Origin of the sequence: Flavobacterium flabelliforme (assembly GCF_017948675.1) — a bacterium.
Lineage (GTDB): Bacteria > Bacteroidota > Bacteroidia > Flavobacteriales > Flavobacteriaceae > Flavobacterium > Flavobacterium pygoscelis.
The window spans coordinates 310815-325038 of the sequence record NZ_JAGFBU010000004.1 but is presented as its reverse complement, the minus strand read 5'-3'; the positions used below and the strand labels follow the sequence as shown (position 1 = coordinate 325038).

Sequence of the window (14224 nt, the reverse complement as noted above, 5' to 3'; positions counted from 1 at the left end):
TGCTGTTGACTGTGACCTATATCAGGTTGCTTCAACAGCATTTATTTTTTTTGTAAAAAATCAACAATAACATTGTTGTTCCTACTTCATCATTTCGCTTCTAAGTGCTGATGGATATGCAATAAAAGGAAGAATTTAAATTAAGCGATATTTTTGTAAATATTTGATTGATTTTTTAAATTCATTTTTATCATATATTTCAAATCCGAATTTTTTATTGTATTCGATTTCAATCTATTCAAAAAACATGAAGTTTCATTTATTCTTTTGGATTCCGATTATCCTACAATTAGAAAGAAAAGATCTAATAATACTTGACGATTTTGGAATGCAGTCATTAGATGCACATAACCGAATTACACTTTTATAAATCATTGAACACAGGCATAATAATGGTTCTATAATCTTAACATCACAAATAGCACTGCAGAGTTGGTACGATATTATTGGAGAGAAAACTACAGCTGATACTATTTTAAATAGACTCATTCATCAGTCACGCCGACTTGAACTAATTTGGGAATCCATGAGGAAGAAAAGAGGCATAAGCAAACAATATTATTTAGGTATTTTGCCAATTTAACTTTTACAGTAAATAATTACTACTAGAAATAGCTATTCACTGAACAATTTAATTTAAAATTTATCATTTAGAAAACAACTTTGAACTATGCTTATAATGAATAATTTTTCCTTTTTTTTATAAAACTTATTACTTTTGTTAACTATATAAACTTTTGAAAGTGAACCTATTGTTGTCCCCGTTGTTAAATAGTAACTTTTAACCCCCTTTAATTACTAGAAAATTAATAAAGCTAATGGTACCTCTTTGTCCGCAATCAAAAATTTGCGAAAAAATTTTTAGGCTTTTTTATTTTTGTATTCTTCTGAGCTTTTATAATATGTTGAAAAATTCTCTAAACACATTTTATATCTGAAATTAAAATTTACTATTCAAATTATCTCTGTAATTCTAAAAGATAATAGAATAATAAAATGTGATAGTAGATTAGCCTGAATTTTTCCAACAATAAAGAAACAATTCTTTTTCTAAAAACGATTTCATAATCCTATACATTAGTAATTCCTTCTTAAAAAATTTATTCAATTTATAAATTAAACAAATCTCATTATCAATTCTTTATTGTAATTTTTTAGAAATAACATAATTTTAAAGAACTAATTTTATGTTTTCTACGTAAATACCTTTAATCACTCATTTATATTGGATTAAAATAGTCCGCAACAACTAAATAAGTTTTAAAACATTTAATAAAGTATTTACCTTTAAAAAAAATAACATGCGAATTTATCTCTCTATTTTTATTTGTATTTTTTCGATAGGAATTCAGGCGCAAGGCAATATTCCTAAAGCGCTTAAAGAACTGAATAAAGAAACCGTTCCATATATCATGGTAAATGAATTAAAAGGGAAAAAAAATATGGTTTTCCTTGATGCAAGAGAAGTAAATGAATTTAAAGTAAGTCATATCAAGGGAGCAATTTGGGTAGGATTTGATCGCTTTAAAGCAAAACCTATTGTTAAAAAAATTAGAAATAAGAAAACCAACATAGTCGTATATTGTTCTATTGGGGTTCGGAGTGAGAGAATTGGAGAAAAATTACAAAAATTAGGGTATAAAAATGTATACAATCTTTTTGGTGGAATTTTTGAATACAAGAATTCTGGTGGAAAAGTGGTGAATTCAAAAAACATAGAAACAGATAGTGTGCACACTTACAACAAAGAATGGAGCGCTTATTTAAATAAAGGAATAAAAATATATGAAGACTAATGCCTTACTTATTTTTACTAGAAATCCAGAAATTGGGAAAGTAAAAACAAGACTCGCAAAAACAATTGGTGATCAAAATGCTTTGACTGTGTACAATGATTTGCTCAATCATACTAAAAATGTAACTGAACATGCAGATTGTGATAAATTTGTTTTTTATGACAGTTATATAAGTAAAAATGACTTGTGGCCGAAAGCAATTTATCAAAAAAAGCTACAAATTGAGGGTGATTTAGGACAACGAATGCAAACTGCTTTTGATAGTCTTTTTGAAATGGGCTACGAAAGATGTATCATTGTAGGCAGTGACTTATTTGACTTAACAAAATCTATCATTGAAAACGCTTTTAAACAACTAAACACTTATGACGTTGCTATAGGACCGGCCGAAGATGGTGGTTATTATTTGTTAGGATTAAAGAAAAAAAATGACACTGTTTTTCTAAATAAAAAATGGGGCACTGATAGCGTGTATGAAGCGACAATAAAAGATTTAGAGCATTTTAAAATTGCCATTTTACCAACATTGAATGATATTGATACTTTTGAAGATTTAGAACGGAGCGGATATAATTGTAAAAACATCAAGATTAATACAAATGCAGAAATATCAAGTAAAGAAGTATAAAAATGGATAAATACATTGCTATTTTAATAAATTCCTATAGTGGTTATTTCGATTATCTAAAAAACGAAGTATTGTACTGGAAATGGGATAATTATTTCTACGGATTAATCGCTATTTCTGTTAAAGTTTGGTTGCTTGAAATTTTGTTTCCATGGAGAAAAAATCAAGCTATTTTCCGAAAAGATTTTTGGCTGGATTTATTTTACTTGTTTTTTAATTTTTTCTTACTCAATCTCATTTTATTAATAGCGCTATCAAACATCACTGAGCAGTTTATCAATGATTTTTTGCATTTCTTTGGATTCGAACTAACATCTATTCAGCTCCTATCAATATCTAAACTTCCTCAACCAATTTCGTTACTATTATTTTTTGTTATTAGCGATTTTATTCAATGGAATGTACACCGCCTTTTGCATACAATTCCGTTCTTGTGGAAAATTCATAAAACTCATCACAGTGTCAAAGAAATGGGTTTTGCTGCTCATTTTAGATACAATTGGATGGAACCACTGGTTTACAAAGTCCTACTTTACATACCCATTATTTTGATAGGTGGAATAAATCTTCAAGATGTGTTTATTGTACATTTTATATCAATTGCAATTGGACATCTAAATCATGCTAATATTGGCTGGGATTATGGTATTTTTAAATATATTTTTAATAATCCTAAAATGCACATTTGGCATCACAGTAAAAAAATACCAAATAAAAATGGGGTCAATTTTGGAATTTCATTAAGCATTTGGGATTACCTTTTTAAAACCAATTATATTCCGAGTGATGGTAGAGATATTGAACTTGGTTTTGATGATGATGATAAATTTCCAGAGGATTTTATAAAGCAAGAACTTTTTCCATTACAATAACAAATTCTAATTGGCACAAGCCTAATTACTAAAAATTAACTTTAAATAAAATATGAAAAAATACCTAATTATACTGATCCTTTTACCAATGATTTCCTGTGGAAAAAATAAAGAGCAGGTAAAACTTACTTCAACTTCTACTGTATCAGAAAAAGTACTTGATGAGGCTACAGATCATAATAAGTGGAATGCACTTTTGCAAAAAAATGTATCAAAAGATGGAACAGTAAATTATAAAGCTTTTCAAAAAGATGGTAAAGAGTTACAATCTTACCTAGATGAATTATCTGCTAGAGTTCCCAATAGATCTTGGTCAAGAAATGCTGCTTTGGCTTATTGGATTAACACTTATAATGCTTTTACTGTTAAATTAATTTTAGATAATATGCCCATAAAAAGTATTAAAGACATCAATAATCCTTGGGGTAAAAAATTCATTTCTTTAGCTAATAAAAAATATAGTTTAGAAGAAATCGAACATGAAATTTTACGAAAAATGGATGAACCTAGAATACATTTCGCTATTAACTGCGCCTCGTTTTCTTGTCCAAACTTGTTGAATAGCGCTTACACGGAAACAAAATTGGAACAACAACTTAATACCGTAGCAAAAAGTTTTATTAACGATAAAAGTAAAAATAGCATCACAGCTAATAAAATTGAAATTTCTAAAATATTTGATTGGTTTGCAGGTGATTTTAAAAAAGAGGGTTCTGTTATTTCATTCTTAAATCAATATTCTTCTATTAAAATAAATCCTAAAGCAAAATTAAATTACAAAGACTACAATTGGAGTTTGAATGATTAAATTATCAACACTAATTCCGTGTTTTAATAAAGTTTATTATAACAATAAATCAGTAGAAGATTTTGAAAGTAAGTACTTTGATAAAAAATAACTGGAGATAAATATTATACCCCAATTAGAATGTGATTTGATTGTTTAAACTGTACAAAAATTTACAAAATCAATAAGTTTAAAGCTCTAAAAGTCAATACGTTAAAAAATAATTTAAAAAATTTTATATTTTTTTAAAACCATAATTACTCTTTTTTCGTAAATCAATTTAAATTAAACAAAAACACATTATTATCATGATTAAAAAACAATTACTATTCATTTTAGCTGTAACAACATTTGGATATGTTAACACAGCTCATTCTCAGAGTCCAATTAGTGGATTCATGCAAGGAAAAGGCAAGGGAAATGTTTCTCTTTCTTTTAGTTCAGAAAAATATGATGAGGTTTATTTTATTCCAGAAAAAGTAAAAGGAGTTCCTGTTTTTAACGAAACAAAAATCACGAGTACTTCTATTTATGCCACTTATGGAATTAGTGACCAAGTTGATGTAGTTTTAGTATTACCTTACGTAACTGCAAAAGGGAATGCGACGCCAGAAGTTTTAACAAATTTAAATTTAGAAAACGAAAGAAAAGGTTTTCAAGATGTTTCAGTTTTTGTTAAATATAGTCCGTTTTATTTTGATTTTGGTTCTTCTTCGTTACGCTTAATTGGAGCTTTAGGATTAAAAACACCATTAGGCAACTACAAAGTTGAAGAAGGATTCCAATCTATTATTGCCATTGGAAATAGAAGTACAACAGTTAGTACAACTGGTATGGCAATGTACAAAATGAATTCAGGAATTTTTGCATCGGCGCAGTTAGCTGGAAATTACGCTTCAAATGATGTTCCTAACTCTTACGCTACAGAACTTAAAGTAGGTTATGCAGCAAGATTATTTTACGGGGACGCTTTTATAGCGAATCAAAAATCAACTGGTGGTGTAGATATTTTTGGACAAGGTTTTACAGGCTTTTTCCCAATTACAAAAGTAAATTATACCAAAATAGGTTTAAATTTATATACTCCTGTATATAAAGATCTAGGTGTTTCTGTTGGAGCTAGTACATTGGTAGCTGGTAGAAATATTGGTAATTCGACAGGTTATTACGGTGGTTTAGTTTACAAATTTTAAAAAAATATAAAATGAAAAATACAAATATAAAAAACGCTTTTTTCGCAGTAGCTTTAATGTTATCTATAGTTTCATGTGATTCTGAGTACAAAGATGAAACACCTAGTATTGCTGGAATTGCAGTAGCTAATCCTAATTTTAGCACACTTGAAGGAGCTGCAGTACAAGGTGGTGTAGTTGGAGTTTTAAGCAACCGTAATCCTAATGATCCTTCTGGACATTACACTGTTTTCGCTCCTACAAATGATGCTTTTGCAAGACTAGGATTAGTTGATGCAGGAACTTTGGGAGGATTACAAAATAGTTTTTTGACCAATACCCTACTGTATCATGTTTCTAACGGGGATTTACTTTCTAATCAAATTATAACTGGCAACACATCAAAATCTGCTTTAGGACCTAACAGACGTTTTATAAGTAGAGGAAAAGATTTATACATCAACGGTTCAAAAATAATATTGACAAATGTAAATGCTAGTAATGGTACCGTTCATGCTATAGATAAAGTGATGATCGCTACTGGTGTAGATATTGTACAATCTGCAATATTATTACAAACTGCTAAAGTATTTAAAGCGCCTGAACTTACTTTTTTAGTGGCAGCGGTTGTAAAGTCGGGTTTAGCACCGGTTTTAGCTGATCCAAATGCTAACTTTACTATTTATGCACCAACAGATGCAGCATTTAAAGCGGCGGGATTTGCAACTGTTCAGGATGTTACCAATGCACCAGCATCAGTTTTAGCACAAGTTTTATTAAACCATGCAATTGCAGGTGGAAAATTTACATCAGAACAAACTAGCACTACAGTTGCTACAGCAGGTGGAGGAACGTTGACATATAGCCCATTTTTAAACGGTACTTTTACTATAAAAAGTAATGGAATTACAACTCCTGCTAATATGGTTATTCCAGATATACAATGTAGTAACGGAATTGTACATGTAATAGACAAAGTTTTATTGCCATAATAATATAAAACAAAAGAAAACAGTTACAAGTTTATAATTGCAACTGTTTTCTTTTAAATTATTGCTTTCTAAAAAAATAAAGATTTTAGTTTTTATAATCCATTATAATTGTACTTTCTAATTAATATTTTTTTCTAAAAAGAATTGAAATTTTATGAATTGTTAATCATTATGGTTTTAACTTAAAACTATATTTGCGGTCAGATAAACAAGCACGTAATTCTATTAATATTTATAAAATACATTTGATTTTATTAAATTGATGTAGATTCAAAGTATTGGTTTTTAAAATGATGATTAAAATAGTATCCTTTTAAATCAGCTAACAAATTATTTTTTCAGTAATCGAATACTCAAATATTTTATATGGAACATATTGTAATCATTGGAAATGGAATTGCGGGAGTCACGCTTGCACGACATATCAGAAAGAAATCTGAATCAAAGATTACAATTGTATCAAATGAAAATGAGTTTTTCTTTTCACGAACAGCGTTAATGTATGTTTTCATGGGACACATGAAATTTGAGCACACACAACCTTATGAAAATGATTTTTGGAAAAAAAACAAAATAGAACTTACACTAGGGCAAGTTATACAGGTTGTTCCTTCTGCAAAAGAAATTATTTTGGCAAACGACAAAAAAATAAGCTACGACAAATTAGTATTAGCAACTGGATCAAAACCTAATAAATTTGGCTGGCCTGGCGAAGAACTAAAAGGCGTTACCGGATTGTATCATAAAAAAGATTTAGAATCATTAGAGAAGTGGTCTGTAAATGCAAATCGAGCTGTCATTGTTGGAGGAGGTTTAATAGGAATCGAATTAGCAGAAATGCTTCGCTCTCGTGACATACAAGTTACTTTACTTGTTCGAGAAAAATCCTTTTGGGCAGGCATTTTACCTTTTGACGAAAGTCAGATGATTAACCGTCACATAGTAGAACATAATATTGATTTGAGATTAGAAACCAATTTAGTAGAAATTCTTTCAGACGAAAGCGGAAATGCTAAAGGAGTTGTAACGGATAAAGGAGAAATAATACTTTGCGATATAGTAGGTTTGACCGCAGGAGTATCTCCAAACATTGATTTTTTAAAAAATTCAGGAATAGAATTAGGAAAAGGAATAAAAGTAGATCGTTTTTTAGAAACAAATATAAAAGACATTTACGCAATTGGTGATTGTGCTGAACAACGTGTTGCGATTGGAGAAAGAACAGTTGTTGAGGCTGTTTGGTATACGGGTCGAATGATGGGAGAAACTTTATCACAAACATTATCAGGAATACCCACAGCATATAATCCAGGAAATTGGTTCAATTCGGCTAAATTCCTAGATATAGAATACCAAACTTACGGCTGGGTTTTGGCTAAACCTAAAGAATACGAAGCACAGTTTTATTGGGAACATCAGCAAGGAAAGAAAGCAATACGAATTTCTTTTGATAAAAGTAATCGCACTTTCTTAGGTATTAATACTTTTGGTATACGAATGCGTCATGAATTTTTTGATAAGGTTTTGACAGAAAAGAAAACGGTAGAATATGTTATCGAAAATTTACTTAAAGCTAATTTTGATCCGGAATTTTTCACTTCGCATCATAAAGAAATTCAAAAACAATTTTACAAACAATTCGATAGTTTTAAAACCGCATAATTATGACTAAAATAGGTGAAAATATATCGATTGCTTCTCATGAAAATATGCAGATGAATGGCATGCAAAAATTAAGTGTTACTTTAGGCATATTGGGTTTATTTATTTTGGTACTATCATTATTTAATGTTAATTTTCCAAATAAAGAAATTTGGCTTGCTACCGCTATAGCTTTAATTTTAGTAGGTGTTATTACTTATGCAAATAAAACCTATCTCAATCAGCCAGCAGGTATAAAAAACAATGGCGTTTGGCATACAAACTTTACCAACAAAGGTACTTTGGCTTGGATGACTGGTATTGTGTTAACTTCATTTTATGTTGTTTTATATTGGTACCCTCAGTATTTAGGGCTTAATCAAGAAGGTGGAAAAAATACTGGAATTGTTGCATTTTTTGATCCACTAAGTCTAATTTTAAACGGAAAAGCGGCTACTCAATGGTTTGTTTATGGTACTTTATATACTGTCGCTATTTTAGGGTTAGGTTATAAATTTATTTTAAAATACAGACATAATAAGTACCAATTAGTGCGTACTTTATCAGTAATGTTTTTTCAATTAGGATTTGCTTTTTTAATTCCCGAAATTTTAGAAAAACTGAATCCAGAAAAAGCTTATTTTGCTAAGGATTTAAAAAATATGTGGCCACTAAACTATTATTTTTTTAATGATTGGCACTTAAAAAGCATGTTGGAAGGCGGTAATTTAGGCATGTTCATGTTGATCTTTGGTATAGCAATGATTTTTATCATCTCCCCTATCCTTACCTATTTTTATGGTAAAAGATGGTATTGCTCTTGGGTTTGTGGTTGCGGAGGTCTCGCAGAAACTGCTGGTGATAGCTTTAGACATTTGTCAAGTAAATCAACAATATCATGGAAAATTGAACGATGGATGATTCACAGTGTTCTTGTATTTTCATTTATTATGACAATCGCAGTAATATTTACATTTTTATCTGATAATCCTCAAATGAGTTTTATTACAAAAGATCAATTTATATTTGGTATAGTAATTTTCTTAGCATTATTTACAATTGTACTGTATGTTTTTAAAAGAAAAGATATGGATACCGATGCGATTTATACAATGCTTTCATTAGTCGCTATAATTATTATATCTTTGCTGCTCAATTATTTTTCTGGAAAACAAAACATTCTGTTTTTAGATAGTAATTCATTGAGAGAATGGTACGGCTTTGCTATAGGAGCTGCATTTAGTGGTGTCGTGGGAGTTGGGTTTTATCCTATTTTAGGCAATCGAGTTTGGTGTCGTTTTGGATGTCCAATGGCTGCAATATTAGGACTGCAACAACGCTTATTTTCGAGATTTAGAATTACTACAAATGGCGGACAATGTATTTCATGCGGTAATTGTTCTACCTATTGCGAAATGGGAATTGATGTGCGTAGCTACGCTCAAAAAGGAGAAAATATTGTGCGTTCTTCTTGTGTTGGTTGTGGCATATGTTCGGCAGTTTGCCCTCGTGGCGTTCTAAAATTAGAAAATAACTCCGTATCAGGTAGAATAAATGCTAATGAAATTTTACTAGGAAATGATGTTGATTTACTAGATTTAATAAATAATAAATAGAAAATTTTTAAAATGAAAAAAATTATTTTAGCGCTTTGTTTTTTGGCCTTACCCTTATTATCACAAGCTCAAACAACCGAGCAATTTTTTGAGCAAGCAACTGAGTTTCTAAAGAAAAATGTAACTGAAGATGGAAAAGTTGACTATGAAACTATTAAAAAAAGCCCTGGCGAGTTGATATACATATTAAGTAACATTCAAAAACTTGATACTAAATTTAGCGATAAAAAATTAGCAAAAGCATTTTGGATTAACGTATATAATCTTCAAGTAATAAAAGGAGTAATTGATGTATATCCTATTACTTCTGTAGAAAAAATACCAGGTTTCTTTACCGAAAATAATTTTGTTGTAGGTAATCAAGATTTGACACTTGATGATATAGAAAACATCATATTAAGAGACTTGTTTTTTGATCCAGCAATACACTTTACATTATCTAGTGCAGCAAATGGTGGAGCTCCTTTATTGGATACCGCTTATATGCCATTAAGAATTGATGAACAAATAAAACAAAGAGCGACGTTTGTAATTAACTCTAAAAACTACGTAATAGTTAAGAAGGAACAAAAAGTAGTGGAGTTACCAAAAATATTTGAATGGTATAAAAAAGATTTCGCAGTAAACTATTTTAACGAAATCGATTTTATAAACATCTTTTTAGAAAAAAAACTAGATAGTAAGTTTACAGTAAAAACATATAATTTTGATTGGTCTTTGAACCAAAAATAATATCTAAAAAAATAGCCTTTGCTAGACTAATACTTGATAAAAAATGATTAAATCCGTTTTCATATTAATTTTATTTTATGTTTTACCCGTTTCTGGTCAAAAAACGTATTTCAAAAATTATTATGAAAACGGAAATATGAAGTCAGAAGGATGGCTTTCTGATAATAAGAAAGTTGATTATTGGTTTTATTATTACGAGAATGGCATAAAAAAAGAAGAAGGGCATTATGCGGATGATAAAAAAACCAAATGGTGGTTGATTTACAACACCAATGGAAAAATCCAAAAGAAAGTCGAATTCAAAAATAATCTCCCCGAAGGGCTTTGTATTTTTTACACGAATGGAAAAATCATAAAAGCCGCCCGATACAATGCAGGAATTAAAACGAATGAATGGAATTCTATCTCAAGTTATCAGAGAGACAATCCGTGATAAATAAAAAATGAATATAATAAAAGTAATTATTCCTGCTTACAATGAGGAAAAAGCGATAGCAAATGTAATTGGTGAAATACCAAGTTTTGTTTCCGAAGTCATCGTAATTAGCAATAATTCTACTGATAACACAGTTCTTGTAGCAACTAACGCTGGTGCTACAGTGCTAACCGAAAACAGAATGGGCTACGGATATGCTTGTTTGAAAGGACTTGAATACATTTCAAATCAACCAATAAAGCCTGATATCATAGTTTTCCTTGACGGTGATTACTCTGATTATCCAGAAGAATTAATTAAACTTACCACTCCAATTATTGAGAATAACATTGATTTTGTTATTGGCGCCAGAGTAAAAAACTTGCGTGAAAAACATGCAATGACTCCTCAGCAAATTTTTGGAAATTGGTTAGCAACTACTTTAATGAAGCTGTTTTTTAAAGCTACTTACACGGATTTAGGTCCTTTTAGAGCTATTAAATATTCAAAATTAGTAGCATTAAATATGGAGGACAAAACTTATGGTTGGACCGTAGAAATGCAACTTAAAGTTTTAAAACAAAAAATGTCCTATTTAGAAATTCCCGTTCGGTATAAAAACAGAATTGGTGTTTCAAAAGTTTCAGGTACTTTAAAAGGAACCGTTATGGCAGGAATAAAAATAATAGGATGGATTTTTAAATATACCTTTAAATAAATTCTTCCATAAATGGTAAAATAATAACATGCTACTACTTTCTTATATTGTTGTAATTTTATACAGCCTAGCAATTTTTCTTTTATTTTTATATAGTTTAGCCCAATTCAATTTACTTTTGAACTATTTGAAAAGTAAAAAAAAGGAAGACCAATCTTTACAATTTGATCTTTCTCTACAATCTGAAATTCCATCAGTAACCATTCAGCTTCCAATTTATAACGAAAAATACGTAATTGAGCGATTATTAAATACCATTTCTCAAATAGATTATCCAAGAGGACTTTTAGAAATTCAAGTATTAGATGATAGTACAGACGATAGTATTATAGAAACTAAAGCTTTAGTTAACAAACTTTTTGCTACTGGTTTAGATATAAAACACATTACACGCACTGATAGAAAAGGATATAAAGCAGGAGCATTAAAAGAAGGTTTACAATATGCTAAAGGAGAATTTATAGCTATTTTCGATGCTGATTTTGTACCACAAAAAGACTGGCTTTACCAAACTATTCCTTATTTTAAAAATCCCAAAATTGGTGTTGTTCAAACACGTTGGGGGCATTTAAATCGGGATTACTCTATATTAACAAAGATTCAAGCTTTTGCCTTAGATGCACATTTTACATTAGAACAAGTGGGTCGTAATTCAAAACTACATTTCATAAATTTTAATGGAACAGCAGGTGTTTGGAGAAAGAAATGCATTATAGATGCAGGCAATTGGGAAAGCGATACCCTTACTGAAGATCTCGATTTAAGTTATAGAGCGCAGTTGAAAAATTGGGAATTCAAATACTTAGAAAATGTAGTTACACCAGCAGAATTACCCGCGATAATTAGTGCTGCTCGTTCACAACAATTTAGATGGAATAAAGGTGGCGCTGAAAATTTTAGTAAAAATGCCAGAAGAGTAATTGCCTCAAAATCTATTGGATTTAAAACTAAAGCACATGGTATTTTACACTTGCTAAATAGTACCATGTTTTTAGCTATTTTTACAATGGCAATGTTAAGTGTACCAATGCTATACATTAAAAATGAATTTCCTGTATTTGAAAAAGTATTTGATATACTTATCTTTTTCATCATAACTTCTATTCTGTTTTTTATTAGCTATTGGACCACTTATAAAAACATACATGGTGGCGGTTTTAAAAACTTTTTTAAATACATTTCTTTATTCCTTACTTTTTACACTATTGCAATGGGTTTTTCATTTCACAATACCATCGCTGTACTCGAAGGCTTATGGGGCAAAAAAAGTGAATTTGTAAGAACTCCAAAATTAAATATTGAAGGCCTTAAAGAAAAATGGAAACAAAACACATATCTCACTAAAACCATTTCAAAAAATATTTTTGTTGAAGGAGGATTAGTACTTTACTTCTTGTTTGCTATTTACAGTGCATTTGTATTAAAAGATTACAGTTTAATAGCGATCCATCTAATGCTTTTTCTAGGTTTTGCTTTTGTGTTTGTAAAATCATTACAAACAAATAGATGAGTTTTGTAATATCAAATAAAGTAAAGACATACTTGTTTGTACTTCTAAGTATATTACTTTACTTGTACATTGCTTATTTCTTAAAAAGAAATGAATTTATAAATTTAATAGTTTCTTTTACTTTTTTGTTTGTTTGTTTTTATTACATCGTTAAACTTCAAAAAGATAATTTTGTTTTTCTAATTGTAACAGCAATACTATTTCGTTTGCTTTTTTTGGTCGCTTTACCCAACTTATCCCAAGATTATTACCGTTTTATATGGGATGGAAATCTCATCTTACAAAATATAAGCCCTTATTTACATTTACCGCAAGACCTTATTAAAGAAAACAGCTTTAGCATTCCAAATGCGAATGTTTTGTATGAAGGAATGGGCAGTTTAAGTGCGCAACATTATTCTAATTATCCTCCTGTAAATCAATTTTTATTTGCAATAGCAAGCTTTTTGGGTTTACAATCTGTTTTAGGAACTGTTATTATGATGCGTGTAATAATTATTGCTGCAGATCTAGGAACATTATATTTTGGAGGAAAATTATTAGCTCGATTAGGCTTAGAAAAAAATCGTGTTTTTTGGTATATTCTAAATCCTCTGGTACTTGTAGAACTGTCTGGAAATTTACATTTTGAAGGAGTAATGCTATTCTTTTTTATATGGTCTCTTTACCTCTTAGAAAAAAACAAATGGAAAACTGCTGCTGTAGTATTAGGATTTTCGATTTCGGTAAAGTTATTGCCACTCCTATTACTTCCTTTATTCTTAAAAAAATTAGGTTGGAAAAAAGCTGTTTCTTTTTACGCATTAGTGATTGGAGTCACTATTATTTTGTTTCTCCCTTTTCTTTCAAGACAATTAATTCATAATTACAGTGAAACTATTGGACTTTGGTTTACTAATTTTGAATTTAATGCTAGCGTGTATTATATTATTCGCGAAATTGGTTTTTGGATTAAAGGATACAATATCATTCATACCGTTGGAAAAATTATTCCTATTTTTATTATTCTTTATATTGCTTACCAAAGTTTTAAAGAAAAAAACAAAAGCAGTATTGAATTGCTTCATACAATGCTAATAGTATTGTCTGTTTACTTTTTTATGGCAACAACCGTGCATCCATGGTATGTTATTAACCTTATTTTAATAGCTACTTTTACGTCCTATAAATATCCGTTCCTGTGGAGTTTTACCATCATTTTAAGTTATAGTGCGTATTCTAATGCTGTTTTTTCAGAGAATTATTGGTTAATTGCTATCGAATACATCGCTGTTTTTAGTTTACTTTTCTATGAGAAATGGATTAAATTAAATAATAAATCTCAATTGACTACATCTTAACTTTT

General features: G+C 29.6%; 15 protein-coding genes. All 15 read left to right on the top strand.

The window, feature by feature from the left end:
- Window positions 1-247 precede the first annotated feature (247 nt).
- The 15 genes from J3S90_RS16040 to J3S90_RS11895 all read left to right on the top strand — a co-directional run bounded on the left by J3S90_RS16040 (window position 248) and on the right by J3S90_RS11895 (window position 14219).
- On the top strand, window positions 248-370 hold the full coding sequence (locus J3S90_RS16040) for a hypothetical protein (protein WP_255462856.1): 123 nt from the start codon (window positions 248-250) through the stop codon (window positions 368-370).
- The gene (locus J3S90_RS16190; RefSeq protein WP_210646428.1) at window positions 371-583 is read left to right on the top strand and encodes an ATP-binding protein; all 213 of its coding nucleotides are present in this window, start codon (window positions 371-373) and stop codon (window positions 581-583) included.
- Between the two features lie 718 nt (window positions 584-1301).
- Window positions 1302-1796 (top strand): rhodanese-like domain-containing protein, encoded by a 495-nt coding sequence (locus J3S90_RS11955; protein ID WP_210646375.1) that lies wholly within the window; start codon window positions 1302-1304, stop codon window positions 1794-1796.
- On the top strand, window positions 1786-2424 hold the full coding sequence (locus tag J3S90_RS11950; protein WP_210646374.1) for a TIGR04282 family arsenosugar biosynthesis glycosyltransferase: 639 nt from the start codon (window positions 1786-1788) through the stop codon (window positions 2422-2424). The genes J3S90_RS11955 and J3S90_RS11950 overlap by 11 nt, the downstream gene beginning before the upstream one ends.
- Before the next feature lie 2 nt (window positions 2425-2426).
- The gene (locus J3S90_RS11945; protein ID WP_210646373.1) at window positions 2427-3296 is read left to right on the top strand and encodes a sterol desaturase family protein; all 870 of its coding nucleotides are present in this window, start codon (window positions 2427-2429) and stop codon (window positions 3294-3296) included.
- 52 nt (window positions 3297-3348) lie between these two features.
- Entirely contained in the window at window positions 3349-4104 is a 756-nt protein-coding gene (locus tag J3S90_RS11940; protein WP_236023944.1) for a DUF547 domain-containing protein, read from the top strand.
- 287 nt (window positions 4105-4391) lie between these two features.
- Window positions 4392-5276, top strand: a complete 885-nt coding sequence (locus J3S90_RS11935) for a hypothetical protein (RefSeq protein WP_210646372.1) — start codon at window positions 4392-4394, stop codon at window positions 5274-5276.
- Between the two features lie 11 nt (window positions 5277-5287).
- Entirely contained in the window at window positions 5288-6247 is a 960-nt protein-coding gene (locus J3S90_RS11930) for a fasciclin domain-containing protein (RefSeq protein WP_210646371.1), read from the top strand.
- A gap of 366 nt (window positions 6248-6613) precedes the next feature.
- Window positions 6614-7909 (top strand): NAD(P)/FAD-dependent oxidoreductase, encoded by a 1296-nt coding sequence (locus J3S90_RS11925; RefSeq protein ID WP_210646370.1) that lies wholly within the window; start codon window positions 6614-6616, stop codon window positions 7907-7909.
- Window positions 7910-7911: 2 nt separating this feature from the next.
- Window positions 7912-9504 (top strand): 4Fe-4S binding protein, encoded by a 1593-nt coding sequence (locus tag J3S90_RS11920; RefSeq protein WP_210646369.1) that lies wholly within the window; start codon window positions 7912-7914, stop codon window positions 9502-9504.
- A 12-nt stretch (window positions 9505-9516) separates the two neighbouring features.
- Complete coding sequence (locus J3S90_RS11915) at window positions 9517-10236, top strand: DUF547 domain-containing protein (RefSeq protein WP_210646368.1); 720 nt, start codon at window positions 9517-9519, stop codon at window positions 10234-10236.
- A gap of 43 nt (window positions 10237-10279) precedes the next feature.
- Window positions 10280-10669 (top strand): toxin-antitoxin system YwqK family antitoxin, encoded by a 390-nt coding sequence (locus J3S90_RS11910; protein WP_210646367.1) that lies wholly within the window; start codon window positions 10280-10282, stop codon window positions 10667-10669.
- Between the two features lie 10 nt (window positions 10670-10679).
- Entirely contained in the window at window positions 10680-11369 is a 690-nt protein-coding gene (locus tag J3S90_RS11905; RefSeq protein ID WP_210646366.1) for a glycosyltransferase family 2 protein, read from the top strand.
- A 28-nt stretch (window positions 11370-11397) separates the two neighbouring features.
- Entirely contained in the window at window positions 11398-12879 is a 1482-nt protein-coding gene (locus J3S90_RS11900) for a cellulose synthase family protein (RefSeq protein ID WP_210646365.1), read from the top strand.
- Entirely contained in the window at window positions 12876-14219 is a 1344-nt protein-coding gene (locus J3S90_RS11895; protein ID WP_210646364.1) for a glycosyltransferase 87 family protein, read from the top strand. Before J3S90_RS11900 ends, J3S90_RS11895 begins: the two co-directional genes overlap by 4 nt.
- Window positions 14220-14224: the final 5 nt, after the last annotated feature.